A 26,600-nucleotide genomic window follows, 5' to 3' on the forward strand; every position below is an offset into this window, starting at 1 on the left:
GGCTAATCGCACATTTACAACCAAAGCCAGCATAAAATTGCGTTTCTGGCCGAGTGAATAACACCGTTTACTCAAATACCACAGGGCTGTATTTGATCCTGTTACAGATTCCCTCATAATTTCCGGCCATTAACGAACGACTAAAAAACGAACGATAGAAAAACGAAAGAGAGGGTTATGCGTTTATCACTGTTGGGTTCAACTGTTCTGGGTTTGTCCTTAATCGGCAGTCAGGTTCAGGCAAAGGAGGTTGCTGAGCGGCATCATGCGTCGGTTCTGATGTATCACCATATCAGTGCTGAAACACCGCGCTCCACCAGTACGGATGCGGAGACCTTTACCCGGCATCTTGACCTGTTGGATCAACTGGGCTTTCAGGTCTGGCCCCTGCCTCGGGTTGCTGAGCATCTGAAAGCCAACAAACCGCTGCCGGATAAGATTGCAGTACTAACCTTTGATGATGCCTATATCAGCGTTTATGACACAGCGCTGCCGATTATGTCAGCCCGTAAGCTGCCCTTTACCATTTTTGTTAATGCCACACCTATCAATCAGGGCAATAAGCTGTATATGAGCTGGGATCAGCTGCGGGAGGCGAAAGCCAAGGGCGCAACCATCGGCAACCACTCCCTGTACCATGAACATATGATCCGAAAACGGGCAGATGAAGATGACGTCCAGTGGCTGGTTCGTATGCGCGCGGAGATTACCGAAAACCAGCGGCAACTGGAGAAGCATCTGGGCGTTTTATCGGAAACGAAGCTGTTCGCCTACCCTTACGGTGAGTTTAATCCTGCACTGGAAAGTTTGCTGGCCGATCTGGGCTATATCGCCTTTGGTCAGCAATCCGGTGCAGCCAGTCCCTTTACCTCTTTACAGGGCGCTCCCCGTTATGCGGCCAACGGCATCTATTCAAACCCGGACAGCCTTAAGACCAAGCTGCTAGCCCTGCCCTTTCCTGTACGCTCTGAAACACCGCGCTCCGGTGTGTTAGCGCCGGATAAGCGCAGTCCGGTTCTGACCCTGACATTGGAGAAGGGCGATTATCGTCTGGATCAGCTACGCTGTTATGGGCCCGCTGGCGAGGTGTTGCAGGTCACGAGTGAAGATCAGGCCGATGGTGCAGTTAAACTGCAGATAGCGACAGAGAAAACGCTGCCAGCAGGACGTCATCGCTATAACTGCACCGCGCCCCATCGCTCTGAATCCCGTTGGTTCTGGTTTTCCCGTCAGTGGATGTTGCCGGAACCGGATGGCCGCTGGTATAAGGGTTAACTGCTGAGCCGATGGGTGTCAGTGTGGTATCAAGCAAACAGGGAAAGCACCGATGAAGCCTTCTTACAGATATTTGACAGAAAAAACCGGCCTGACGCCAACGACCAAAGCGGTTTTATGCGTTGCTGCGGGATTAAGCGCCCTTGCCAGTAGCGGGCTACAGGCACAACAGGTGGCAGATCAGGTCGCCCCGGAAGCCGCCAGTGAGCGGGTGGAACATCGCGCCCATCAGGCAAAGGATTTTATGGTTGCTGCAGCCAACCCCTACGCGGTTGAAGCGGGTTATCAGGTGTTAAAAGAAGGCGGCAGTGCCATTGATGCCATGGTGACGGTGCAAACCGTTCTCGGCCTGACGGAACCGCAATCTTCCGGGCTGGGTGGTGGCGCTTTTATGCTCTATTACGATGCCCAAAAACAGCAGTTAACCACCTTTGATGGTCGGGAAACCGCTCCGATGGCGGCCACGCCTGAGCTGTTTCAGGATGGTCAGGGCAAACCGCTGACGTTTTTCGATGCGGTGGTGGGCGGTCGGTCAGTGGGAACACCGGGTACGGTGAAGCTGATGGCTGAGACTCACCGGCGTTTCGGTAAGCTGGACTGGGCCCGTTTGCTGCAACCGGCGAAACAATTGGCGGAGAAAGGTTTTACGGTCTCCCCGCGTCTGGCCGGTGCCATCGCCAATGATCAGCAGCGCCTGAGTCGCTACCCGGATACCCGCAACTACTTTTTCACACCGGATGGCCAGCCCCTGCCTGAGGGGTATCGCCTGACCAATAAGGCCTATGGGGAAACCCTGGGGCTATTAGCGGAGAAAGGGGCAGATGCATTTTACCATGGGAAAATCGGCAAGGCGCTGGTGAGAAAGGTTCAGGGTATTCAGGATAACCCCGGTGTGCTGACGGAAACGGATCTGCAGATCTATCAGATTAAAGAGCGTCCGGCGGTTTGTGCGCCCTATCGCAGTTACGATGTTTGTGGCATGGGGCCACCCAGCTCCGGTGCGCTGACGGTTGGTCAGATTTTAGGCATGGTGGAAGCCTTTGATCTGAAATCCCTTGGGGCAGATAACCCGAAAAGCTGGCAGATTATCGGTGATGCCTCCCGTCTGGCCTTTGCGGATCGTGGCCGCTATATGGCGGATACCGATTTTGTACCTATGCCGGAAGGCTTGCTGGATGGTGAGTATCTGAAGCAGCGGGCCGCTTTGATTCAACCCGGTAAAGCCTTGGCAACGGTCAACGCGGGTGAACCCGAATGGCAGCAACCGGTCACCCTTGCGGACGATATTTCTCTGGAGCTACCCTCCACCAGTCATCTGGTGATTGTGGATCGTGAAGGCAATATCGTCTCTATGACCACCACCATTGAAAACGGTTTTGGTTCACGGGTGATGACGGGTGGTTTTCTGCTCAATAACGAACTGACCGATTTTTCCTTTGCCAGCCACAAAGGCGGCTACCCCATTGCCAATCGACTGGAACCGGGCAAGCGCCCTCGTTCTTCTATGGCGCCTACACTGGTCATGAAAGCGGGTAAACCTTATCTGGCGATTGGCTCCCCCGGTGGTTCCCGGATTATCGGCTATGTGGCTTCCGCACTCATTGCCCATCTTGATTGGGGTATGCCGCTGCAACAGGCGATCAGCCAACCCCACCGGATCAATCGTTTTGGAACCTACGATCTTGAAGCCGGAACGGCCGCCGAAACCCTTAAAGCACCGCTGGAAGCGATGGGCTACAGGGTTTCGGTCAGAGATCTGAACTCCGGTCTGCACGGGGTTTTGCTTAAAGAGGGCAAACTGATTGGCGCTGCGGACCCCCGACGGGAAGGGGCCGTGATGGGGGATTAACCCTATATTATATCGCCCGCCCCCCATGGGTTACTGGCTTGTTGGTTCACTCAGCAGGCCGCTGAGTCGGCTGATCTTCTGCTGCAGGGCGGTTTCCAGTACTTTATGTTCCGGTGCAATCAGGGTAAAGCGTGTTTTAGAACGGGTAATGCCCGTATAAAGTAGCTCTTTGGTTAGCACCGCGTTCACCTTATCGGGCAGAATCAGTGCCGTGTGATCAAACTCAGAGCCTTGGGATTTGTGAACGGTCATGGCGAAAACCGTTTCAACCCCCTGCAGACGGCTGGGCAACACCCAGCGGATGCCTCCCTTGCCGTCCGGAAAAGCGACGCGGAAAGGACGAATACCTGTCTGGGCCTGATTATCTTCAGGCAGCTGCATACAGATGCCTATATCGCCGTTCATCAGTTTCAGGCTGTAATCGTTTTGGGTAATCAGCACCGGACGTCCCGGATACCACTGCTGTTCGCCGCTTGGGATAAGTCGGCGGTTGGCCAGAAGTTGTCGAATTCGCAGATTCAGTCCTTCAACACCAAAATCACCCTGTCGTACGGCACAGAGCAATTGGAATTGTTTATGTAAACCGAAGATCTCGAAAACCCGCTGTTCCAGTATTTCTGCGGCTCCGTTTTCCAGCGTCTCCAGTTCAGCCAGCTTTTTCAGATATGGCTGATAGCCTGCTACTATCAGCTGATTAAAATCACTCCAGTCCCTTTGTCCCTCAGAGCGCACCGGCAGATCCAGGTAACTTAACTCCTTTGAAGCGGGCTCAAAATAGCGCTGTAAACCGGCCATACCAAAATCGAGAACCCCCTGCTGGTTAACCCAGGCGGCAAAATCCAGAAGGTTCTGTCCTTCTGAGCGATAACAGTGACGTAACATAGTTGTCGTCTGGCTAATCATACGGGCAAGTTTAGGTAGCTTGAGCGTGGATGGTGAAGCCTGGTAGTCATGACTGATAAGTTGCCCGGTGGTATCTCGGACATAAGAGCAGCTCTTCTGGCTGTAATGCCCCCTCTCCGCCTGCTGACAGAGATCACCCAGTACAGAACCAGCCTCAACCGAGGCCAGCTGATCCTTGTCTCCCAGTAATATCAGGCGTGCATCGGGCCTGAGGGCATCCATCAGCTTTGCCATCATCTCAATATCAACCATAGATGCTTCATCAACAACAACGATATCAGCCGGTAATGGGTTCGCCTGATTGTGTCTGAAATGCCGGGTGTTGGGTTGACTGCCTAACAGGCGGTGCAGTGTACTGACCTCAGTGGGTATAGAGTCCTGCCACTGATCCAGCGCATCCCGTCCCGGAAAGAGGGATTTTTGCTCCAGTGATAGCTGGTCAGCCGTTATATTCAGGCGATGTACACTGCCTGCAATTGATTCATTCAGTCTGGCGGCAGCTTTACCTGTTGGTGCCGCAAGCCGAATGACCTTGGCTGAATTTCCTTCCGCCAGTTCAAGCCCCTGAAGCAAGGCCAGCAGACGCACGACAGTGGTGGTTTTACCTGTCCCCGGCCCCCCTGTGATAATGCTGAATCCACTGCGAGCTGATAAGCCGCAGGCAACCTTCTGCCAGTTTGGTTGGATCGGATCGCTTTCAGGGCCAAATACGATTTCCAGAATAGCGCGAAGCTTGTCAGAAACCGGTAAAGGTCTCAGGCGCTGCTCTATACCCTGTCGAACCTCCTGTTCGTACTGCCAGTAACGTCGCAGGTATAAAAGCGGTTTCTCTGGGGTGCCTGTAAGGACAAGTGGCCGCTGATGGCGGTCTATATCATGCAGCTGAGGGCTCTTAATATCCTGTAGCTGAGGGCTCTCGATGTCATGCAGCTGAGGGCTCTCGATGTCATGCAGCTGAGGGCTCTCGATGTCATGCAGCTGAGGGCTCTTAACACTTTGCTGACTGAGGTCGTCAACCGCAGAGCATTGACTCAGTTCAGCCTGCCACTGGGCAACAGAGTATGCACTCAATTGTGAGCGCAGCTGTTGGCCCACAAGATCACGCAGGCGCTCATCCCCTATGGGAGATAACAACCCGGAAGGGTCTTTTTGTGCCTGGGCAAGATCAAGACAGACATTACCATGGGCGGTGCGTTCGCTGACCAGGGTTATTGCCAGCAGCACGGCATCAGTACACTCAGTCTTCGGGATCTGCTGGGCAATAAAGCGGGTAAGGGCCAGATCCAGAGCCCGGATCGCACCGGATTCCTGCCAAAGCTCCAGTTGTTGTAAGAAGGATGTGTCAATAGGCTGCTCTGTCGCTGACTGGCTTTTCATAGCAATACCCCTTGTTCCCCGGATTCGTGACTGTTAAAACCTATGGCGATGGCCTCTCCCCGGAATAGCTGATCCAGTGACTCAATCAGTGCTTTGGGTGGCCGCTCAAAAAACAGGCCGGATGACTCCGATTGCCAGCCCCTAAGGAATACATAGATGGCACCTCCGATATGGCGGTCATAGTCATAATCCGGGAGCCTGACTTTCAGTTGCCGGTGCAATGCCAGCAGGTATAAGCTGTACTGCAGGTCATAACGCTTTTTAAGAATCGCTTCAGCCATCGCTTTTTGTGTATAGGCGCTATCATCATCCCCGAGCTTATTGGACTTCCAGTCCACAACGAAATACCGGCCATTATGCTCCACAACAAGGTCGATAAACCCTTTCAGCATACCGTTTAACTGGTTCGGTAAGGCGGCAGGTCTGGGTTGCTGATTTAAGGTATAGCCACTGACCAGCTGATCCAGTTGCAACGTACTGACAGAATCACTTGCCAGCATAAATTCAAGCTCCGTCGAGCAGCTTTTAGGGGCCAGGCTTGCCAGTGAAAAGTCTTTCGATATGCCCGCGCTCTGAAGTACAGACCAGGGAGCCTCTAAAAAAGCTTTCAGCCATTGACTAAGGGGTTCCGCCAGGTGTGCGATATCCCGGAATTCACATTGACGACGGATATACTCAAGGCGGGCTTCATCGTCAGATGCTGCGGCCTGAAAGCCTTTGACAAAGATGTTGTTCTCACTGCGCTGCCGGTGTTCTGCTGCCCATTCAAACAGACTATGCAAAAAAGTACCCCAGCTGGCACCGGCCGGAAACTGATGCATACTAAGCTCTGCTTCCAGCTCATCGGGAAGTGGTGCCCGTTGATAGGGCTCGTCGCGGGTTTCCGAGGCGGTGGCTTCAATGGCAAGTTCCGGGTCGACAACAGCACTGTTATCCGTATGCTCGGGAGTGCTGCCATAGCCTATGGCCGAATAGCTGGCAATCCACCAACTTTTCAGCGCCTTAAGCTTTGATGCTTGCCGGGCTGGGTTTAGGCAGACCGATTCAGATGGTTTGAGAGCATTCTGCAGAATATCCGGTGCCTGAGGTAGCAAGCGAATACTGTCACAGCCGGATACCAGATTCTGATAAGCCTCCATCACCGCTTCAGGTGTTTTTAGCTGTGTCGGATCATCGCCAGCCAGCAGATATCCCATGGCTGAACGTTCTGTCTGAGGTTTTTTTGCATTACCGGATTTCAGCGGGCCGATACCGAGCCAAAGCGCGTGACTGGCCCGTGTCAGTGCAACATAAAGTAAGCGCATATCTTCACTGATACGATCATCATTGGCACGCTCCCAGGCTTCTCCAAAACGTGATTTTCCAGCGATTTCAGCATAGGTTCGCTGGCTTTCACCTAGGCCGGTACGCCAGTTAACCTGGGGCACTTTGCCATCAATCTCTTTCCAGCTCCCAATAAAAGGCAGCAGTACTAAAGGATACTCAAGGCCTTTGGATTTATGAATCGTAATCACCTGTACCAGGTCGGCATCACTTTCCAGGCGAAGAATGTTTTGTTCATCACCGGACTCAATCTGCTCTGACAGATGCCGAATCAACGCCTGTTCACCCTTTATCTCTACTGCAGCCTGTTGAAGCCATTCCGCAAGATGCAGCAGATTTGTCAGACAGCGCTCCCCTTCTGTCTGATTCAGCAGCCGGGCAGGTAAACGGTACTGCTCCATAAGTTGCCGTACCATGGCCAGAACACCTTGCTGCTGCCAGATACGATGCAAACGGGTAAAGAAAAGCATCTGATTCTCCAAGGCCAGCTCATCTTCACGCCAGGCCGCCAGCTGCTCCAGAGGCAACTCAAGTGTGTTACTGCCAAGAGCCGCCCGTATCAGGCTTTCATTTGTGGGTTCAGCAACGGCTCTTAACCAGTGCAGAAGATCCTGCGCTTCATTGCTGGCAAAGACAGATTCACGATCAGAAAGATAAACACTGGCAACATTGCGCTTGGCCAGTTGTTCCCGGACTAATCGGGCTTCACTTCCTGTACGTACCAGAATAGCGATATCTTTGGGTTTAAGGCGTGCTCGAACCCTGTTATCACCAGCAGGTATAAAACCGGCCTGTTGCTCCTGTGCCATATTAAGCCAGAGTGTGATCTGGCTGGCGGCTACCTCGGCTGCCTGTTGGCGGTATGCACCCATTCCCAGCGCTTCCCCCTCGGCATGCTCAAATGGCCAAAGGGTCATAGCCGGAACAGGCTGCCCGGCAAAACAGAGTTGCTCACTACGCCCGTTCGCTTCAACCGTGACATAAGGCACCTGGTTTTTGCCTTCGTTGGCAAAGCGGAACGCTCCACGAGCGTGCTGCTCCGCATGGTTGAACAGATGATTACAGGCGGCAACAACGCCTTTACTGGAACGAAAGTTTCGTTTTAGTGTGTAGTGCCGCCCCTCTGTCGCCTGCCGCGCCTGCAGGTATGTATAGATATCCGCTCCCCGGAAGCTATAGATCGCCTGTTTGGGGTCTCCGATCATCACTAACAACTGGCCAGGATGATTACTTTCCAGCTGATAAATACGATTAAAAATCTGGTACTGGACGGGATCTGTATCCTGAAACTCATCAATCATGGCTGCAGGAAATGCTTTGGCTAATGCTCCGGCCAGGTGCGGGCCATGGCTGGGGTCTTCCAGAGCCTCTGCTAACTGCGTTAAAAGGTCATCAAATCCCATTTCGGCCCGTTGCTGCATACGACTGTTAAATGTCTTTGCGACCCAGTCCAGCGCATGGGCAGTAAGAGCTGAAGACAGGTCTATCTCAGGCTCGTCACCCTGAGAACCGATAGCAGCCAATGTTTCTGGAGGGGTAAAAAAGGACTTCAGTGCTGTAAATGCAGGGAAATTCTGTACAGGCTGTTCTTTGCCTTTCTTAAAACTGAACGCGCCTTCGGCGAAATATTTCAGCTTGGTTGGTGCTTTTGCACCCTCATGGGCCCAGCGGGCGATACCCTCCAGCAATGAGGTAAATTTTTCCGGTTTTGTGCTGTCATGCTGGGTGCCGGATAATGCAGGTTGTAGCTGCCAAAGATGAGCCTCAATAGCCTCCTGCTGCTCAGCCCATTGCTGACGGGCTGCCAGTTCCAGTTCTGCTTTTCTGGCCTGCTCCGCCTCCTCTGCCTGCTGGTAAGCGATATGGGCCTTAAGTGATGCCTGTAAATCAGGCACAGCCAGAGGATTCCCCTGATAGCTAAGCCCTTCCTGATGTTGGTTCAGCAAATTTCTGAGGCGCTGTTGCAGTGCCTCCGGTGAGGAGAAACAATCCAGTACCAGTGAAACCTGCCCGGCTGGTAATGGATAAAAGTGTTTTCGCCAGTAATCCCGCACAACTTCGGCCAACAGGTCACTGTGGTCTGTCACTAACTCCCGGCTAAACAGGCCCCGTGTATCAAAGGCATGTTCAACCAGTACCCGGTTACACCAGCTGTGGATCGTGGAAATACTGGCTTCATCCATCGACTCTGCCGCCAGTTTCAGGCGCCAGGCACAGCCCGGCCATTGCGCTTCCGGCAGGCTATTACGAAGCCGGTAAAGTGGATTATCGATATCATCCTCTTCGCTGTTGCCCCCCTGAAAAAAAGCAGCGGCTTCGACCAGTCGGGCTCTGATACGGTCTTTTAGTTCTTCAGCGGCAGCATCGGTAAAGGTCACCACCAGGATCTCCCGGGGGGTTAACGGACGAGAGAAACCTTGCTCTTCAGCACCATGTCCCAATACAAGTCGGGTGTAGAGTAGTGCCAGACTGAATGTTTTCCCGGTACCGGCACTGGCTTCAATCAGCTGGCTGCCTCTGAGTGGAAAACTCAGAAAATCAAAATCCTGACTCATACCTGATCTCCTGCAATCGGTTTAAGGCTGGCAAGCATGGGGGCGTAGAGGCGTTCTGCCAGATTCTCAAAACGACCATCCGCCATCAGAGACTGAAAATCAGGCCAAAAACGGGAATAGGCGGGATGCTCTCCACACTCCCCGGTATGCCTGAAGCCTCCCATGTACTGCCCTTCCGGGTCACTATCCGTAAGATGACTGAAACCTGTTTTACAGGCTAAGGGCCAGAGCTGATTGATATTTTCCAGCCAGGCTTGTGCCAGATCCAGCAACATAGCCTCAGCCTGCTCTGGAGGTATGGGCTGCATCTGGATTGTTTTCTCGCTATCGGCACCCAGCAGATGGGTTACAACCGGCTGCTCCAGTTGAGCAAATAAATGATAGGGCCAGTGCCGGATGAGATGTTCGTATTTAAGGTCATCTCCACGGAACAAACGGCTTGGCTGCAGAACCAGCCGTATTGTTTCGCCGTTAGCGTTACGCCTCAGGTCACTGAGCTGAGCTTCCAACCGATCTCCTGTTGTTAGTTCAAAGACCCTGACCGCGCTGCTGTAAGAATCCTGATATTGCTGTTGCAGTGTCTGGTAGAGACTCAGGGGTTCATACAGTGCCTCTTGTAAGCGGATCTGTTCAGCATCGGCAAAGGCGGCCATTGGCAGTTCACCGGCAGCCCGTAAGCTGCTAAGGGACTGCTCCAGTAACTCGTCTGCGGGGCTGTCCGGAAACTTAGCCTGCTGCTGCACAACACGGTCGATCAGTATTTTTTGCAGTGTCCAGCGCTCCAGGCCATCAAGGGCAAAGCGCTCTTCATCTTCGGCGACTTCTCCCCCATCAAACCAGCTGACTCCAAGTCGTCGGCTGAAAAACGTTTTTACCGGATGCCGCAAGAAACCGGCCAGGTCTGCCAGTGTTAAGGGGGCATCCAGTTTCAGCGGTGGCAAGGTTTCTTCCCCGCGGATCAGCGCCTGATCAGAGTGTGAAGCCTGAGTGTCGCCCAGGGGTATCTGCTCGTGAACATCCCGCCACTCTTTCGCATAAGTAAACAGGCTGTTATCAGCAGCCGGAGAGTCTTCGGCTTTATCATCAGACATAAAGTACTGTTTACTGAAAGGTTGCAGGGGATGCTCTGTGGTTATGGCATTAAGCAATGACCCCATTTCTTTTCCATCAGGCTGCTCTGCCAGCGACCAGCCAGCGTCGAGATAATCTCTTAACTGACCAACAAGTACCGAAGGTGGTTTTTCGCTGTTGTCCCGGATATTCCGGCCCACCCAGGATATAACCAGTCGCTCCCGGGCCGATAGCAGGGCTTCAAGAAAGAGATAACGATCATCTTCACGGCGGGAACGGTCGCCGGGGCGGTAATCATTTGCCATCAGGTCAAAGTCGGCAGCCTGTTGGCTTCTTGGGTAATCTGCATCGTTCATGCCCAACAGCCATACCTGTTTAAACGGAATCGCCCGCATCGGCATCAGAGTTGCGAAATTCACAGACCCACCGAGAAATTTCTGAGTCAGTGTCGGCTGATCAATGCGGCTTAACAGCTCTTCCCGTACAACCTCCAGGGGCAGAGGTTCGTGCAGTAACTGGCCCAGCTCACACTCCTCGCACCAGCTTTCCATGCCCTTACTGATGGTGCTGATGGCCCGCTCATCAGATGGGGAGTCTGTAGTAAAGAAACGATGGCAGAGCCCGTTGATCATACGTTCCCATTCACGGGGTTCCCAGGGTGTCATCATCTCCCGGCGGGTAAGCTGGAGCGCATCAATCAGGAGTACCAGAGGGCCGATCAGGGCTGCTTCAAGGCCAGCAATTTCATCATAGGGCTCAATCTCCTGCCAGCGCACTCCCTGACCTACGGCGTAACCCAGAAGCATGCGCTTGAGGCCAAACAGCCAGCTGTTCTGCTCACCGGTTTCCGGCAAGTCGAGTTCAGATCGATGTTGCTGATCTAACCCCCAGCGAATGTTGGCACCTTTGATCCACTGATGCAGTTTTGGCAAATGCTCCTCTGAGAAACCAAAACGGTTCTGTAACGCCGGGGTATCCAACAGATCCAGCAGTTCACTCACAGCAAAGCGGGCATCCCTGAGTTGCAGAAGACGTTCAAAAGCTGTGAGTAAGCTATTGACGCCCCTTTGTCCCTGATCAGAAATATAATAAGGGATAAAGCGACTATCACGGACAAGGTACTCACCGATGCCCCCGGCCTCTGCCGTTTGCTGGTAGCGCCCAAAAACAGCCTGAACATGGGGGGCATAAACTGAGACATCAGGCACCATGACCAGAATATCCCTCGGTTGCAGCAGCTCTCCCCGTTTCTGGGCCTGCTCAAAAGCATCTAAAAGCTGATCATGGAGAATTTCAACTTCACGCTGAGGACTGTGGCCCACGATAAACTGCAGACTATTATCATGGGAGGGGTCAATCTGATATTCCGCAGACCGACTCTGCGCCCTGCGCTCATCCAGGCTGCGAAGCTGATAAATATCATCCTGAACCTGACGAAGCAGAGACATTTTGCCCTGGTCATCTGGATGAGGTGGCTCAAAAAGATCAATACGATTGAAGTGCTCCCGGTAAGACTCGGGCTGATCGTTCTCATCCAGCAGATGAAGATAATCCCGCCCCTGTTTACCCCAGGATGCCAGCAGAGGATTGCCTTGCAGGTGCAGGTTCTCCAGAGGGATGCCCTCAGGGATTTTACGCTCCCTGGTGCGGGTATATTGCTTTAACAGGGCACGACCTTCGATCAGGTCTCCCCAGTAATGAGGGCTCGGATTATGAACGAAAAGTAGCACCTGACAGAAATGTGACAAACTTTGCAGCAGTTCAAGGTTCTGCTGAGGCAAGGCTGAGATGCCAAATACGATAACGCGTTTTGGCAGGTCGTCTGGTGCTGATCTCTGTTGCCGGGCCTGTTCGACGATAATACGATGAATCTCAGACCGGCTTTTCTTAGCCCAGAAGCCTTCCTGCTCACTCAGTGTTGTCTTCAGGGGCTGCTGGCGGATAGTCTCACAGATTAAACGCCATAAGGCTGGTTGCCAGAGCTGTTCTTCGGAAAGTGGTTCTTCAGATTCCTGCCCTGTCCGAATCAGGACATCACGGGATGCCTCCCAGGCTTCCAGCCAGTCGGCGCGATAGACCTGATACTGATCATAGATATCTGACAATTTAGCTGCCAGTTGATAGACCCGCCTTGGGTCCGCATCTTTTTGCAGAAAGCCCAGTAAAGGGCTTAAACAATCCGGGTTGGGAATACGGGCCTGCAGGGTCACCTGATCCGATAGCAGCTGATAAAGCGTCCAGGTCAGAGGGCCTTTATCAAAAGGAGATGCACTGGGAATATCAGGTTCAAAACAGCGATAAGCCTGCCAGATAAAGCGCCCAGGCAGCTGAACCTTCATGGCGGCAGCAATCCCGCAGCCCCCTTTATCTTCATTTTCTGCCAGTGCCATTTTTAGCCACTGGGCGATGCCGTTACTCTGAACAAGGATTTGCTCATCTGCTAAGGGAGGCAGTGGGTAGCGCTGAATCCAGCCGGTCATCACATCCCTGAGTTCTTCCAGATGGTTGCCCTGAATCACCATCATTCCAGTGGGCCAGTTAACGTCAGCCATATCGATCCTTTTAAGCATACTCAGCAGAAAGCAAACATCAGGTTGCTGGGAACCTGGGTCATCGCGCTATAAACATAGACTAAGTTTGCCGGAATGACGCTTTTGAGGCCACAGGAAGGTCATTGAAATATAATAAAAAAATACGATTAAGCCGGTTACCCGCACCAGAAGAAGCATCCGGTTCGGCTGACATTAGCCGATGCGGGTTTGTAGGGCTGCCTGATGTTCAGAGAGCCCCACTCCCCGGGGAACAGGACGCTTCTAATGTGTCCAGTGATGGGCGTGCCAGTGCGTCTGGGCGGCTTCAGTCAATTGCGGGCAAGGGTTCACCAGATGGACCTGATCTGCGTAAAGGCATAACGGCAGGTCATTAATAGAATCGGTATAAAAGTGTATTTTCAGTCGATTACGGTCGAGGCTTAATTGTTCCAGCCACTGCTCCAGTCGCTTGACCTTGCCTTCCCGATAGCTGGCCGTACCTTCAATCTGAGCCGTTAATCTGCCATATTCTTCTTTCAGATCGATGCCCAATGCCTGATGAATCCCCATCGCCTTGGCCAAAGGCTGGACAATCAGACTAGCCGTTGCAGAGATCACCAGTATCTCCTGCTGCTGGCTTTGCAGCTGCTCAAGCAGTACTTTGGCCTGAGGATAGATACGGGGCATGATCTTCTCGGATACACACTCATCCACCCACTGCTCAAGTTGTGACAAAGGGATGTTTTCCAGGGGCTGCAGAGTAAAGGACAGATAGTCCTCCATACTCATTTTTCCCTGACGGTAAAGCTGCATCAGGGCATCATCCTGCTTGAGAAAGGAAGGATCGGTTACAATGCCTTTCTCGACCAGAAAGTGATTCCAGATAGTGGAACTGTCCCCATCGATCAGGGTGTCATCCATATCAAAAATAAAAAGTTCATTGTTCATACCGGATTACTCACAGATTGACTCACAGGTTGAAACTCCTGTCGGTCAAATAACAGCTCAACGGAGCTGCCAACAGGTATTAAATGGTCGGCAGAACGATTCAGAGCATCCAGGGTGATCTCCTGCGACCCTATCATCGCCTTATAGCGAATTACATTGCCCAATAACTGATGATCTTTGATGATGGCGCTGGCTGGCTGTGTCATATGCTCGCTGTATTCTCTGCCCGGCTCCTGAATATAGATAGCCTCCGGGCGAATGGCGATTGACTGACTACCATTAAGGCCAAAAAGCGCTGCCGCCGAATGCTTATCCAGAATATTGTAATGCCCCATAAAACCGGCCACAAAAGCATTGGCGGGTTGGGTATAGATGGCTTCCGGTGTACCACTTTGCACGATTTGTCCATCATGCATCAGGAAAATACGATCGGACAGCAGCATCGCCTCCTCCTGGTCATGGGTGACAAAGATGGTGGTCAGATTTAACTCTTTCTGGATCTCCCTGATCTGAATCCGCAGGTTTTTGCGAATCTTGGCATCAAGGGCTGACAGGGGTTCATCCAGCAGCAGAATCCTTGGTTCAACCACTAGTGCCCGGGCCAGAGCGACCCGCTGACACTGGCCTCCGGATAGCTGATGGGGGTAGCAATCTTCTTTGCCCTTTAGCTCCACCAGCTCGATAATACGGCGGACTTTACGGGCAATCTCTTCGGATGGCACAGATTTCATCTTCAGGCCAAAGGCGATATTGTCTGCCACGCTCATATTGGGAAACAGGGCATAGGATTGAAAGACCATGCCGATCTCCCGTTTTTGTGGGGCCAGATGCGTAATCTCCTGGCCGGCAACCGTCAAGGAACCGCTGTCCACCGGGTTGAGTCCAGCGATACTGCGTAACAGGGTTGATTTACCGCAGCCACTGGGGCCTAACAGGGTAATAAACTCCCCCTGCTCAATGGTGAACCCGATATCGGAAAAAACCTGATTCTGACCAAATGCTTTGCTAAGACCTTCTACGCTGACATAACTCATAGTGCATTACTCTTGCTGATACGACTGCCCAACCAGGTACAGATAAAGATAAAAAAGAAATAGGTCATCACCAGTGCTGAGGTGAAATGCCCACTGGTCTGGCGCATGTTATAGAGATAAACCTGCAGGGTTTCATAGCGGGTTCCCACCAGAATATTGGCAAAAACAAACTCCCCTAGCAGGAAAGAGAAGGAGAGAAACATCGAGGCCAACACCCCTTTTTTCAGATTTGGCAGAATGATGTGAAAAAAAGCTTTCGGGGTGGATGCACCTAGCAGGTGTGCTGCATCCACCAGATCCTTCAGATTGATCGCCATAAAGTTATTGGCGATGGCCCGATAGATAAAAGGCAATGCGATGGTGAAATAGGTGCCAATCAGAATCCAGGGTGTGCCCAGCATCGGAAAGGGCGCATCGGCATAGAACTGCAGCAAGCCGACGGATGATACAACCGGCGGTACGGCAAAAGGCAGCAGAATCAGAATATTCATCAGGCGGTCATAGCCGGGATAGTAGTAAAACACCACAAAGGCCAAGGGGATCACCAACACTAAAGCCAGCAAGAGCGCGGTAATACAGACAAATAACGAACGGCCAAAGGCCTCCAGAAAGCGGATATCTGAAAATAGCTGCCCGTACCACTTCAGAGTAAAACCATCCGGTAGTATGGTCGCCCCCCACCGGCTGGAAAAAGAGTAGATCATGGTGGCTACAATGGGCAGAGCCAACAGGCTGATGATGCTGTAAACGACAGTTTTATGATAAAGCAGATTAGCGTTTTGCATGATAACTCCGGCTTACCAGCCACTGATTAATGGCCGTGATCACACCTAAAACGGTAATAAGAACCACTGAGATGGCAGCTGCCAGATTGGGCTCCAGAAACAGATCACCGGATACCAGACTGGCAATGCGCACAGTAACCACATTGAAGTTACCGGCGGTTAAAGCGTAGACACTGGCATAAGCGCCAATGGCATTGGCAAACAGAATGATAAAGGTGCCCAGTAAGGCCGGAGAGAGTACCGGCAGACCCACCCGCCACCAGTAAACTCCTTGTGATGCGCCCAGCAGCACCGCCGCTTCCTGCCATTCCTGTTTTAAGGCATCGAATGCGGGATACAGCAGCAGCGCCGCCAATGGAATCTGAAAATAGATATACAGTGCCAACAGGCCATGACTGCCATAGAGATTAAAATCGTCAATCACGCCCCACTGTTTAAGCAGCAGGGTAACGGCGCCGTTGGTGCCCAGAATAATGATAAAAGCAAAAGCCAGGGGCACACCGGCAAAGTTACTGCTCATATTGGTGAAGGCAATAAAGAAGTCCCGAAGACGGCTATTGAGATGGCGCAGTGACGCCACCAGTAACGCGGCCACGATCAAGCCGACCAGGCTTGACCAGAAGGCTAACCAAAGGCTGTTACTGAACCCTTGCCGAATAAAGGCCGAGCCCAGTAGCTCCGCATAGTGTTCCAGAGACCATTCGCCGTCATATTTAAAGCTATTGATTGCAACCCAGATCAATGGGGTTAGCTGAAACAGATAGAAAAAGATCACAAAGGGGATAACCACCGCAATCGCTTTGACTTTCCCCTGCTTTAACCGGAGTTTAAGGCGTTTTGAAACGGACATTTGCTTGATCGGGTGAGTGGCTTTAAGGCGGACAGGCATCTGATAACTCATTACAGGCACTCTCCCGGAAAAGATTTCCCATGGGAAATATTTAATAGCTGGCACACAAGACCACAGATATCGGTCTGCCCAATTGCTACCGGGGCATGACTAAAACACTCGCCCAGTACAAACAAGGGAACCTCCCTCTCTTCAGCAAGCGTACCGCCATGGGAAAGATCGTTGTTCATACCGTGATCACTGGTGATCAGCACCTGATAGCCCTCACTTAACCAATCCGGCAGAAACTCCGACAAAATAATATCTGCACGACGGGCACTGTTGCGGTACTGACGGGAATCCAGTCCGAATTTATGCCCGGTATCATCAATATTCATGGGATGAATCAGCAGAAAGTCCGGGTTATGGCGCTTAAGCAGATGATCCGCATCCTGAAACAGTGCCTCGTCCGGGTAATGATCCCACTGATAAAACATCCCGTATTGAATATTCAGCGAGGCATCGGCGGTAAACCGGTCTCGCCTGGGTTCATAGGGTGCGCGATTATAGAGCTCGCTAACCCAATGATAAGCTGCTGCTGCGGTGCAGAGTCCGGCTTCTCGCGCAAGGCTGAAGATAGAATCCTCTTTCGACAACCGGCACACCTGGTTATGTGTAATGCCACTGTTAACCGGCTTAACGCCGGTCAGAATGCATTCATAGAGCGGCCGGGACAGCGATGGCAACTCGCTTTGGAGCTTGTAGACGGAGGCTTTTTGCTCTTCGATCAGGCCATTAACGTAGCCCATGCAATCACGGGCTACGCTGTAATTAAGGCCATCGAGAACAACAAGAATCACCTTATTGTTCATCATGAACCTCTTACTGCTGGTGTATCAGTACATTTTCCTGCCATTGGCGCGGCAGCTTACGGGCAGATTTTTCCCAGGCATTAAAGTCTTTAATGGGCTGAACGTTCTTATATTGGCTGTTAGGCAGGAGCTTAGCCTGAACATCATCCGGCATTTCAATACTGCTACGGATTGGGCGTGCGTAGCCATTGGCTAGATTGATCTGTCCCTGATCGCTGAAGATATATTCACGGGCTAATTTGGCTGCATTAGGGTTTTTAGCAAACTTATTGATGATGGTGGTGTAACCGGAGATGACGGAGCCGTCCTGAGGGATCGATACGGTAAAACGGTCACGATCAATTCTGTCACGGTAGCTGAGGGCGTTAAAGTCCCACAGAATCGCCACTTCTACTTCACCTTTTTCCAGGTTTGCGATGCTTGGATTATTGAAAGACAGGCGGTTTTGTTTCGCCAGTTTGGCATAGTATTCAATAGCAGGTTTCAGATTGCTCTCATCACCACCATTAGCAAAGGCGGCCGCGAGCACAGCGTTATTAGCCTGGGAAGCAACACCAACATCGCCAACGGTCACTTTATAATCACCTTTCAGCAGGTCAGCCCAACTTTTTGGTGCATGCTTAACCAGTTTGTTGTTGGAGATAAACGCGATAGAACCGGTATAAGCTAGTGCCCAATGCCCTTTATCGTCTTTGGCCCAACCAGGAATCTCATTCCAGGTACTCGGTTTATAAGGCTGAGTGACACCTTTACGGACCGCAACCCGTGCAAAAGCAAAGCCCACATCACCGATATCCGCCGTGGCGTTATTCCGCTCAGCCTCAAACTTAGCGATCTCCTGGGCAGAACTCATGTCTGTATCCTGGTGTTCCAGACCATACAGGTTATTCAGATCCCGCCAGGTATCTTTCCAGTTAGCCCAGCTATCAGGCATACCCACACTGTAAACCACACCTTCTTTTTTTGCGGCACTGATAAGCGTATCAATATCGGTATTCTCTGAAGCAGATGCACTCCAGGACAGCGATACCGCTAAGGCACATGAAGCCGCTTTAAGCATAAATTTCATCATCAATATCCTTTCTGGACTAGGTCAGTTTTGATGAAGTGGATGCTAGAGCAGCTTTGTGACAGCTAGATTAAGACTTTATGACGCTTTTATGCCTCAATTCAGGTAAGTTTTTTGATTGTTTGCAATAAAAATAGGAGCTGATAGGATGCTGCGCATTATTTTCTGGACTAATCCAGTTGAAATGTGACATTAAAACCTATGAAAACACAGCTCAGAACGATCAAAGGGATACTTAAGGAACAGATCGCGGGAGGCATTTACACCAGCCAAAAAAAACTGCCCTCAGAACGGGAGTTAAGTGAGTTGTTCAAGACCACGCGTATTACCCTGAAAGAGGCTCTGATCGCCCTTGAGACCGAAGGACTGATCTACCGTGAAGAGCGTCGCGGTTGGTTTGTTTCTCCTCCTCGGCTGCGCTATAACCCACTTTCCCGGAGCCACTTCCACCGCATGGTGGAGGAACAGCAGCGCCAGGCCACCACAGAGGTACTGACGGTTAAAACGGAATTGGCCAGCAGCGACATCAGCAAGGTACTCCAGCTCAACACCTTACAGCTCATCCATCGTATTCAGCGCCTGCGCTCCGTGGATAATCGCGTTGTATTATTTGTTGAGAACTGCCTGATCAGTGCGCTATTTCCGGATCTTTTAGAGCATGATCTGTCCCAGTCACTGACAGCGCTTTATAAAAAGCACTACGGGTTTGAAACAACCCGCTCCCGCTTTGATGTGATTCCAACTGCAGCACCGGAACATGTGGCCAAAGCCTTAAATCTGGCGGAAGGACAGCAGGTGTTAAAGATTTGCCGGATAAACTACAACCAGCAAGGCGTACTGATGGATTGTGAATATGAATACTGGCGACCCGATGCCATGATGATCGAGATCGAAAGTATTTCGCCACATTCCAATGCCGCTTACGAACCCTAAACTATTTTGCGCCTAACCCCTCATCTAGGCTAAAAATCGACCATAAAACCAACATCGATCAATAAACGAAGCTAAACAGTAATTTTTTATTAGATTTTACCGCTTGTTTTTATACTATGCTTGGTATGTTGAGAATTGTTAACTTTTAATTCAATCTGAGACGGGCGGTTTTGTTACGCAACGCTGCGTAAATCTACGTAGCATTTATAGCACCCTGTGAATGCCAGTCGCTTAATATTGATGAGGAACACAAATAATGGGCACTTTGATTCGGACTGATGTAGGCATAGGGTTGCTGCAAGAGTTTAAAACCATATTAGGCATTAACACTGTCTGTGATGCTGATACAGGCACGTATTATCTTGAAATCAAAACGAAGACAATTGAAATGGTTCTGCTTGACTGCATAAGCAACAGTTGGGATTTAGTCGCCATTCTGGATGGTGACAGTGAAAGCATTTTTTTAACCCATACTTGCCCTGTTGGCATGGAAAAATCTCCGGGGCGATTTGCTTAGTCGCTATAGGCACCGCGCGCCCCTAAAAAGCCACACTGGCCGCAGCATCACATCAATGTGTCCACTCTGAGATGCCTTTCTCATAACACCTATCCCGAGAGGCTGCCTGACGGGAGTCTAAAATCCTGATACAGACCAGGTTAAGTCGGTGACCTGTCAAGGGTTGCGGTATATACGTTCGCTTACGGTTGATTATTTGAATAATTTTTCGATAAATGAGAAGTAGACTTAGCGAAGTCTCATTATTGATGGATACTAAGAAGTGCCTGGGTAACCTTTTCTATGCACAGGTATACATAATGGTATTTTTTTCCCGAACAACCGGCTCTAATTTCTTCCAGTCTAAGTTCAGGTAATCATGGATGATAGCGTTTCGCATACCCACAGCTACGCGAATATCATTAATATCGGGTTCTGTCAGAGCTAAATGCTCATAAACGCGCTCAATACTTGCTCGGGCTTCCGAAGGGACGGGTTTTCCATGGGCTTTCAGATAGTGCTTGGAGCAACCAATAGCGGATTCAACAAGTGCCTTTAGCTCGAGAGTCGTATAGCCAAACAACTTCGATGCTAGAATCTGATTCAGCCATTTTTTTTAGTGTTTTAAGGGTATGCTTCTGATTCAAAATCCAACTCCTGGCAGCTCAGCTCCATTCTATCGTTAATACGATATTCGTGTCACAAAACAGCGTCTGATTCTAACAGCAGTTGGCCTAAGCATATTCTCTAACGAAAAAAACCCGTAACTCTATGAGTTACGGGTTTTTAAATTTGGTAGACGTGATCGGATTCGAACCAACGACCCCCACCATGTCAAGGTGGTGCTCTAACCAACTGAGCTACACGTCTTTGATGGGGCGTATTATACGGATAACTTTTTGTTAAGCAAGACTTTTTAAAAAATTATCCGAAAATTTTAAAGCTGAGCCAGAACAGTCTCTGCACTGCTTTTTTCAACGCCTTTATCATCAACCCCCAGATACTCAACCACGCCGTCATTGAGAATCATAGCGTAGCGTTGGGAGCGAACACCAAACTGGGCTCCTGTCAGGTCTTTTTCCAGACCAACAGCCTCAGCAAAATTGCCAATACCGTCTGCCAGCATGATGATTTCTTCAGCGTTCTGGCTCTTACCCCAGGCATCCATTACGAAGGCATCGTTAACGGAGGTGCAGATAATAGAGTCAACGCCCTTGGCTTTAATCGCATCAGCCTGAACCACAAACCCTGGTAAATGAGTGACCGAACAACCCGGGGTAAAGGCTCCGGGGACAGCAAAAAGAACCACTCTTTTACCGGCCATAAGATCATCTGTCTGAACAGATTCAGGCCCTTGATCACCCATTACTTTAAGCTCAACGTTAGGTAATTTTTCGCCTACCTGAATGGACATAGTTACACCTCTGAAGACTGAAGAATAAGATTTATTACTGGTAAATGGTGTCGGTGACTAACAAAACCAACCTGTTAACCCTGTTTGATAATGCATAGTACCGTATATTTTCTCAATATCCGAGTATTGGACTCGGACTTTTTAAGTTTAACCGCTGACCTCGATTAAGATGATAAGTCAGTCAAAATTAACCATGGATATGAATGGAATAATTAGCTCTATACTAAATCGTTTGCTACGTTAAACCCTGTAGGGGCTTAGACTTTTGGTGAAATTTACCGCCGATCTGTGAGGGAGTACTGCATGAAACGATTATTTATCGTGGAGGATGAGGCCATTATCGCCATGGACTTAACCGAAGAGCTTGAAGGGTTTGGCTTTGAAGTGGTTGGCGTGGCCTATGATGGTGAATCGGCACTGGAGCAGCTAAAGGATCTCGATCCGAATCTGATTTTGATGGATATTGTGCTGGGCAATGGCATGGACGGTATTCAAACTGCTGAACAGATTCTTAAAACACGATCTATCCCCATTATTTTCCTGACGGCATTCAGCGATACAGACACTGTAGCCCGTGCGGCTAAAACAGCTCCATACGGCTATATCACAAAACCTTATAACGCACAGTCTCTCTGCGCCAGCATTAATGTGGCGTTAACAAAGCAGCAACTGGAACATAAGCTGATCTATAAAGAACGCTGGTTCTCCAATATTTTGCACGCGGTGCACGATGCGATTATAGCCGTGGGCATTGATGGCCTGATTCATTTTGCCAATAGTGAGGCTTGTCGTATTCTGGAGGTATCCGGTGTTGATGAGCTGATGGGCAAAGATATTGCGGAGCTGATTAAACTTTATGACCATAACGGTGACCGGGTCATCTCCTCCCCTGTTGCCAGTGCGATGCAAAGAAATACGGTGATGCCTATTGTCTTTAATGGCTCGGTAAGAAACCAGCATACAGGTAAACGAACGTTTATCGACTATTCTGCAGCACCGGTTCGTGGCCAGTCTAACGTTGTGATCGGTGGACTACTGGCGCTGCGGGACGCATCACAGAGGCTTCGTATCGAAACAGAAATCCGAAAAAGTGACGGCCGCTTTGAAACCGCTTTTGACAACTCATCTGTCGGCGTTGTCCTGGTTGCTCTTGACGGTAGCTTAATCGACTACAATGCTGCATTTGCGAGGCTGTTCAAGCTATCTCATACCAGTAAAATCAACACCCTGGAAGACCTGCCATTTTCCTACACCAATAAAGTCAACATTCAGGAAGGGCTACTGGAATTGCTTTCCGGGCAGCAAGCTAACTTTCAATATGAAATACAGCAACAGGATGAAGATGGCTGCCTGCGTTGGCTAATGCTAAATATATCGCTGCTGCACGACCATGACGCTTACCCAAGTTACTATTTCTATCAGGTCTATGACTTAACAGACCGTAAAAAAGCAGAACTGAAGCTACACCATCTGGCCAGTTATGATGCCTTGACTGGCTTGCTGAACGCCCCTCAGATTAAGCTTGAAATAGAGAATTTAGTTGAGCTTAACCAGTTTGAAAGAACTTTTGTGGCTGTTGTGACTATTGATATTGATGACTTCAATATTGTAAATGATGCCTTCAGCCTGAATATGGGAGACAAGATTCTGGCTGAGCTGGCTATGCGGTTGAGAGATATAGATCGCTATAATCTTTTGATCGGCAGACCTGGCGGTGATCGCTTTATACTGATACTTCACTCGCTTGAAAGTGTTAATCAGGCGATGTTTATCACCCATCACGCCCTGGATGAGCTCAGGGAACCATGCTTTATCGAAAGTGATGAGATTTTGCTGACCGCTTGCGCTGGCATAGCGATCAGCCCCACGGACGGAACTTCCAGTGATACGCTGTTGGCCGCCAGTGCAGAAGCTCTTCAAATAGCTAAAGTGAATGGCACAAATCAGATTCATTTCTATAATGAGCAAATTTCCGATCACGTCAAAGGTCGTATTCTGAACGAAACCAGAATACTCCACGCCCTGGATAATGGGGGTTTAGAGTGTTGGCTATTTCCGATTACATCAATTGAAGGCTCGTCAGACACTGCATTTTATAAAATCCGGATTTTCTGGCGGGAAGCGGACTACTACCTTACCCCCGAGAGCTTTATTGATATTGCAAATGTCAGTGGACTGTCCGAGAGGCTTCTTAACTCAGTACTTGATCAACTCATCATCGACTTTAAACAAAAAGCAGCCCAGAACCACCATCCAACAGTTATTGTGCCATTTTATCCCTCTGTTCTGCCTTCAAAAGCTTTAATTTCAGCTTTTGCTGAAAAAAGCAAAAGTAACAACCTTAAACCAGAACAGTTTGTTTTTGGGCTATCCAGTAAGATTCTTAAAGAAAGTAAAACCGCGATCCAAAAAATTAATGATGTTAGAGAAAATGGATTTAAGCTCTGCCTTAATCTGTTTACAGGCAAATCTGCATCGGTTGATTTGCTTCATACCACAGCCCCTGAATACTGTGAGTTTTCCATTCCCCCGGATTGCCAAACGGATACCCGCTATCAGACTGCAATTCTAAGCATGACGAACGCTCTTAATATTCCGGTTATTTTGAATGCACGCCAAAACAGCAAAGTTCCCGAAGCAATCTCGGAGTTGGCATCCTATACCATTGATGGTACAGACCAGGCACTGAGCATCGGATATCTGCGATAGCCTAAGCAGTAGGTCATAAACCTTATTGACGAAAAGGAAATCGGCATGCTTTCAAATATTCGTGAGATTAACCAGAGCAAATGGGCCTTGGTAGCAGGAGGTGGCATAACGCTGCTACTCAGCCTGATGATTTTAATTGGCTGGTATTTTGAGCTGTACTTTCTGGTAAGCCCTTTTGAATCCGGGATAAGCCGCTTTAATACTGGACTGATGTTTATACTCCTAGCTTTATCTCTGATCAGTTTTCCCGCAATAACCTTCTGGCAGAAAGGCCTTATCTGGCTCGCACCTTTAATGTTATTGATTTTCTCAGGAGCGACCTTCTATCAGTACATTTCCGATCATTCCTTTGGGATTGACGAGTACTTTATGATAGACAGAATGCCAGCTGAGCAAGGCCGTTATCCGGGAAGGCCATCTCCGGCAACCTTACTTTGCTTTATTGCTCTGACGACCTCAATGATGATTCGGAATATTGTCCGCTATTCACACACAAACTTGTCTGAGCAGGCTCTTTTTAACCACCGTCATCTCCAGATAGCTCTGGCAGCTTATTCCTCTCTGATCATGGCCACCGCCGGTACCGTTTCAATTGCGGCTATTGTTTGGATAACGGGCAGCCAGGATACTATTTTTGGAAAGCTATCATCCGGGCAATCCCTGTTAACATCTGTTGTATTTCTAATTGCCTGCCTGTCACTTATTCTTCATTTAGTGCTGTTTAATCCATTCGAAATACGTATTTATTGGCTGCCACACTCCGTTTTTATCGCTTTTTTGGTTGCTGGATTAGTCATTGCCAATAATACCCATGATAATAAAAAACATTATTTCGAGATGGAAAAAGTAAACCACCTCGCTTTAGTAAGGCAGATGGTTTTTTCTTCTTTGGATGACGCTGTTATCGATCTGACAGAGCTGTCCTGGTACAAGGGAGACCCCTTAATTCAGCCCCGCGCACTGGAAAAAGAGCATAAGCCGAGCTTAGTTGGCCTGGTCTTTGAGAAGCAAGGTAAACAATTTGAGCAATACGGCACACCTATTCAGGTGCCACTGCCGGATTGCTCGACACACCCTTATAAGCTTCGCTGGGTCGGCAAGCACTTGCTGATAACGGTTAAAGCGGCAATTTCAAACCCCGGAAAAGACCTCTGTATACACGGCCTATTCAGTGAAGACTACTTTCTTAAAGTACTCCGGATAAACCCCAGTCTGAAATTCCACACCTGGTTGACACCCGCATTCGATACATTACCGACGATTACAGCAGAGAACATCGATAAAGTGTCGGTGACTATTGGTGGACGTCAGTTTGTTATTCATCTGAGGCCTACCCAGAACACACTTAGAATGTTTGGCCAGGATTCCAGAGCATTTATTATTATTCTATCCGCAATTTTTGGCCTTACCGCAGCGATGGCAATACGTATGTTACTGAAGTCGCGAAGGCACTACTTGCAGATTGCAGCGGCTAATGAACAGCTTGTTAAACTTGAAGAGCGCAATAGTAAGGTACTGGAAATGGCCCCGGAAGCTGTCATTCTGGTAAACAAAGCCGGTTCAATTATTTATTCAAACTACAGAAGTTTTGAGATCTTTGGTTACAAGCCACAGCAGCTTGAGGGAGAGCCCCTTGAAACCCTACTTCCGGAAGCCCTGAGAGAGGCACATAAAGGGCATAGAACACGCTATATCGAAAAACCTGTTAACCGTGAGATGGGGCAAAATTTGTCACTTAAAGCGCTGCATGCCAATGGACATACTTTCCCTGTTGATATTGTGCTTAGTCCGATTGAGTATGGTGAGCAAACGGTCATCATGGCCATTATCCGCGATATTTCGGATAAAATTGCTGAAAGAAAACGCATACAGCAGGACCTTGAAGAGAAAGTCGTTCTGCTAAAAGAGGTTTATCACCGCGTAAAAAACAACATGCAGGTGATCGCCAGCTTGTTGAAAATGCAGTCACGGGTCGCAGAACATCAGCAAACCAAAAACAGTCTGAACGAAGCCTCTTTACGTATCTCAGCACTGGCATTGGTTCACGAGAAGCTATATCAGTCCGACAATCTTTCGCAGGCCAGCATCCGCTCTTACATTGACAGCCTTACAGATACTCTACGGCAGAGCTATCTCGGCACCATGCCACTCAAGATTGACATTGAAGCCTGTGATGGTGAATTTGAGCCTGAGGTTATCGTACCTATTGGCCTGATTCTTAACGAACTAATCTCAAATGCCATGAAACATGCCTTTAAAAATCAGGATGAAAAAGCCTTATCAGCCATCACAATTAGTTTTTTACCTGATGACTCTGACGATCAGTATATACTGCGTGTGGCAGATAACGGTTCCGGAATTAAAGATATTCCTGCGTTAAATCAGAGCAAAAGTCTGGGACTTAAACTGATAAAAAACCTTACAGCACAGTTAAAGGCGAAACTTGAAATTGACTCAGATGACGCGGGAACTATCTTCAGCATACGTATCCCTTCCCAGTCGCTGACACCTTCTGCTTCCCCCTTGGTTGCCAGTGGCATAGCAACTAAGTATCAGCGAAAAAAACGCACCGATGGCTCCCGTTTTTGATGGTATGTCCCCCTGAGTATCTGCGCCTTAGTCAAACA

General features: G+C 49.7%; 17 protein-coding genes and 1 tRNA gene. 6 read left to right on the plus strand and 12 right to left on the minus strand.

Annotation, left to right across the window (positions count from 1 at the left end; all coding sequences use genetic code 11):
• Window positions 1-177 precede the first annotated feature (177 nt).
• The gene (locus tag ACN0R8_RS01235) at window positions 178-1,275 is read left to right on the plus strand and encodes a polysaccharide deacetylase family protein (RefSeq protein WP_417594264.1); all 1,098 of its coding nucleotides are present in this window, start codon (window positions 178-180) and stop codon (window positions 1,273-1,275) included.
• A gap of 52 nt (window positions 1,276-1,327) precedes the next feature.
• On the plus strand, window positions 1,328-3,124 hold the full coding sequence (gene ggt / locus ACN0R8_RS01240; protein ID WP_417594266.1) for a gamma-glutamyltransferase: 1,797 nt from the start codon (window positions 1,328-1,330) through the stop codon (window positions 3,122-3,124).
• Window positions 3,125-3,154: 30 nt separating this feature from the next.
• Here ggt and recD read toward each other — a convergent pair whose 3' ends face one another.
• From recD to ACN0R8_RS01285, 9 genes are all read right to left on the minus strand, one after another.
• On the minus strand, window positions 3,155-5,404 hold the full coding sequence (recD, locus tag ACN0R8_RS01245; protein ID WP_417594268.1) for an exodeoxyribonuclease V subunit alpha: 2,250 nt from the start codon (window positions 5,402-5,404) through the stop codon (window positions 3,155-3,157).
• On the minus strand, window positions 5,401-9,282 hold the full coding sequence (recB, locus tag ACN0R8_RS01250) for an exodeoxyribonuclease V subunit beta (protein ID WP_417594270.1): 3,882 nt from the start codon (window positions 9,280-9,282) through the stop codon (window positions 5,401-5,403). Before recB ends, recD begins: the two co-directional genes overlap by 4 nt.
• Complete coding sequence (gene recC, locus ACN0R8_RS01255; RefSeq protein WP_417594272.1) at window positions 9,279-12,905, minus strand: exodeoxyribonuclease V subunit gamma; 3,627 nt, start codon at window positions 12,903-12,905, stop codon at window positions 9,279-9,281. The genes recB and recC overlap by 4 nt, the downstream gene beginning before the upstream one ends.
• A 261-nt stretch (window positions 12,906-13,166) precedes the next feature.
• The gene (locus tag ACN0R8_RS01260; protein WP_417594274.1) at window positions 13,167-13,832 is read right to left on the minus strand and encodes an HAD family hydrolase; all 666 of its coding nucleotides are present in this window, start codon (window positions 13,830-13,832) and stop codon (window positions 13,167-13,169) included.
• The gene (locus ACN0R8_RS01265) at window positions 13,829-14,866 is read right to left on the minus strand and encodes an ABC transporter ATP-binding protein (protein WP_417594276.1); all 1,038 of its coding nucleotides are present in this window, start codon (window positions 14,864-14,866) and stop codon (window positions 13,829-13,831) included. The genes ACN0R8_RS01260 and ACN0R8_RS01265 overlap by 4 nt, the downstream gene beginning before the upstream one ends.
• Window positions 14,863-15,651: an ABC transporter permease gene (locus ACN0R8_RS01270; protein ID WP_417594278.1), complete on the minus strand. Its 789-nt coding sequence runs from the start codon at window positions 15,649-15,651 to the stop codon at window positions 14,863-14,865. The genes ACN0R8_RS01265 and ACN0R8_RS01270 overlap by 4 nt, the downstream gene beginning before the upstream one ends.
• Window positions 15,638-16,552: an ABC transporter permease gene (locus ACN0R8_RS01275; RefSeq protein ID WP_417594280.1), complete on the minus strand. Its 915-nt coding sequence runs from the start codon at window positions 16,550-16,552 to the stop codon at window positions 15,638-15,640. Before ACN0R8_RS01275 ends, ACN0R8_RS01270 begins: the two co-directional genes overlap by 14 nt.
• The gene (locus ACN0R8_RS01280; protein ID WP_417595174.1) at window positions 16,552-17,352 is read right to left on the minus strand and encodes an alkaline phosphatase family protein; all 801 of its coding nucleotides are present in this window, start codon (window positions 17,350-17,352) and stop codon (window positions 16,552-16,554) included. The genes ACN0R8_RS01275 and ACN0R8_RS01280 overlap by 1 nt, the downstream gene beginning before the upstream one ends.
• A gap of 10 nt (window positions 17,353-17,362) precedes the next feature.
• Window positions 17,363-18,424, minus strand: a complete 1,062-nt coding sequence (locus ACN0R8_RS01285) for an ABC transporter substrate-binding protein (protein ID WP_417594282.1) — start codon at window positions 18,422-18,424, stop codon at window positions 17,363-17,365.
• A gap of 198 nt (window positions 18,425-18,622) precedes the next feature.
• Here ACN0R8_RS01285 and ACN0R8_RS01290 point away from each other — a divergent pair, with 198 nt between their 5' ends.
• Window positions 18,623-19,354: a UTRA domain-containing protein gene (locus ACN0R8_RS01290; RefSeq protein WP_417594284.1), complete on the plus strand. Its 732-nt coding sequence runs from the start codon at window positions 18,623-18,625 to the stop codon at window positions 19,352-19,354.
• Between the two features lie 256 nt (window positions 19,355-19,610).
• Window positions 19,611-19,871: a hypothetical protein gene (locus ACN0R8_RS01295; RefSeq protein WP_417594286.1), complete on the plus strand. Its 261-nt coding sequence runs from the start codon at window positions 19,611-19,613 to the stop codon at window positions 19,869-19,871.
• Between the two features lie 280 nt (window positions 19,872-20,151).
• On the opposite strand, the gene ACN0R8_RS01300 is transcribed toward ACN0R8_RS01295, so the two are convergent.
• The 3 genes from ACN0R8_RS01300 to ACN0R8_RS01310 all read right to left on the minus strand — a co-directional run bounded on the left by ACN0R8_RS01300 (window position 20,152) and on the right by ACN0R8_RS01310 (window position 21,264).
• Window positions 20,152-20,433 (minus strand): HepT-like ribonuclease domain-containing protein, encoded by a 282-nt coding sequence (locus ACN0R8_RS01300; RefSeq protein ID WP_417594288.1) that lies wholly within the window; start codon window positions 20,431-20,433, stop codon window positions 20,152-20,154.
• Window positions 20,434-20,643: 210 nt separating this feature from the next.
• Window positions 20,644-20,720, minus strand: a tRNA-Val gene (locus ACN0R8_RS01305).
• 67 nt (window positions 20,721-20,787) lie between these two features.
• The gene (locus ACN0R8_RS01310) at window positions 20,788-21,264 is read right to left on the minus strand and encodes a peroxiredoxin (RefSeq protein ID WP_417594290.1); all 477 of its coding nucleotides are present in this window, start codon (window positions 21,262-21,264) and stop codon (window positions 20,788-20,790) included.
• Window positions 21,265-21,567: 303 nt separating this feature from the next.
• Here ACN0R8_RS01310 and ACN0R8_RS01315 point away from each other — a divergent pair, with 303 nt between their 5' ends.
• Together ACN0R8_RS01315 and ACN0R8_RS01320 are read left to right on the plus strand one after the other, a co-directional pair.
• Window positions 21,568-23,973 (plus strand): diguanylate cyclase domain-containing protein, encoded by a 2,406-nt coding sequence (locus tag ACN0R8_RS01315; protein WP_417594292.1) that lies wholly within the window; start codon window positions 21,568-21,570, stop codon window positions 23,971-23,973.
• Between the two features lie 45 nt (window positions 23,974-24,018).
• A complete protein-coding gene (locus ACN0R8_RS01320) occupies window positions 24,019-26,562 on the plus strand; it encodes a sensor histidine kinase (RefSeq protein ID WP_417594294.1) in 2,544 nt (847 codons plus the stop codon).
• Window positions 26,563-26,600 lie beyond the last annotated feature (38 nt).

The sequence above is a fragment of the Oceanospirillum sp. genome (genome assembly GCF_048265165.1).
Lineage (GTDB): Bacteria > Pseudomonadota > Gammaproteobacteria > Pseudomonadales > Halomonadaceae > Oceanospirillum.